Source organism: Streptomyces sp. NPDC037290 (assembly GCF_055603245.1).
Genome location: NZ_JBVJVZ010000164.1, coordinates 1 through 1,211 on the forward strand (window position 1 = coordinate 1; position 1,211 = coordinate 1,211).

2 protein-coding genes are annotated in these 1,211 nt (G+C 69.4%); both read left to right on the forward strand.

The annotated features are described in order from the left end of the window. Nucleotides 1–486: acyl carrier protein (locus ACZ7HQ_RS45675; protein WP_471003600.1), on the forward strand; the 486-nt coding region annotated here is incomplete at its 5' end. A 119-nt stretch (nucleotides 487–605) separates the two neighbouring features. Further along, on the forward strand, nucleotides 606–770 hold the full coding sequence (locus tag ACZ7HQ_RS45680; RefSeq protein ID WP_158709179.1) for a hypothetical protein: 165 nt from the start codon (nucleotides 606–608) through the stop codon (nucleotides 768–770). Nucleotides 771–1,211 lie beyond the last annotated feature (441 nt).

The window sequence follows — 1,211 nt, forward strand, 5'->3', positions numbered from 1 at the left end:
CTGGGCCGCTCCGATCTCACCGAGCATTCGGACTTCTTCGCGCACGGCGGGGACACGCTGCTGATCACGCGGCTGGTCCGCAGGATCACCGAGAGGTTCGGCGTCGCGGTGTCGCTGCGCGAGCTGTCGCGGCGCAACCTCGGCGACCAGGTGGCGCTGGTGCATGCCTCGCGGCTGCGCTCTGCCCGCCGGGGCTCCCGGCGCGTGGCCGTCACAACGTGCGACATCCGCCGGGTGCTGGTGCGCGGCTGGGGCGACCTGCTCGGCTTCCCGGACCCCTCCGAGGGTGCCGACTTCTTCGCCCACGGCGGTGACTCCCTGCTGATAACCCGGCTGGTCCGCAGGATCAACCGCGAGCTGGGCGTCACGCTTCCGGTGCGCGACATGCTGGCCGCCCCGACCCTGGGTGAGCAGACTCTGCTGCTCAGCGACGCGGTCGCGGGATCTCGCCGCTCCGTCTTCACCAGCGGCCGACAGTCCGACTGATACCCAGGCAAGTTGCCAAAGTCTGGCATATCGTTGCCACTATGAGTCCGATTCGCTAGCTTCCTGGCATCACGAGGTCTCACCGTCCCGCGGTCACGCCGCCCTCGCTAGGAGCTCGCATGGGTACCGCACTTCACGTTGCCCGACTGTCCCTCCTCATCGGCACGTTCGGACTCGTCACCTTCTTCACCACGGCCTCCGCCCACTCCGCAACGGGAGGAGAGGACGTGGAATGGCCCTTCACCAACATCTGCGTCGCCGACGACGACGTCGAATGGCCCTGATCCGCCGCCTTCCGCCCCTCGTTCTCCCGGAAAAAGGGCCGTGCCCCGCACAGCACCCGACAACGGCCTCCCCGGCATCAGCGGCCTGATGGCTTACCACCCGGGCACCGCCGCACCGCTGGGCGATCTCGTCAACGCCCAGCTGCGGTCGCCGTCCTCGCCCCGACCGGGGAACGCGAGCTCATCACGGCGTACGTCCCGTATCTCGGCCGTCTCGCCACCGAGCTGCCCAAGGACGGCGAGTACGACGAGCACTCCGCCCGGCAGACCGTCGCCAACGGCTGCCGAGCCGCGATGACCCAGACCGGCTGACGCCTTCCCGGAGAGGGACGACTGATGAGCACGCGGCGCCCCTGGAGCACCGCCGACGTCCCGGACCGCACCGGAACCACCGCGGTGGTCACCGGTGCGAGCTCCGGCATCGGACTGTACCTGGCACAG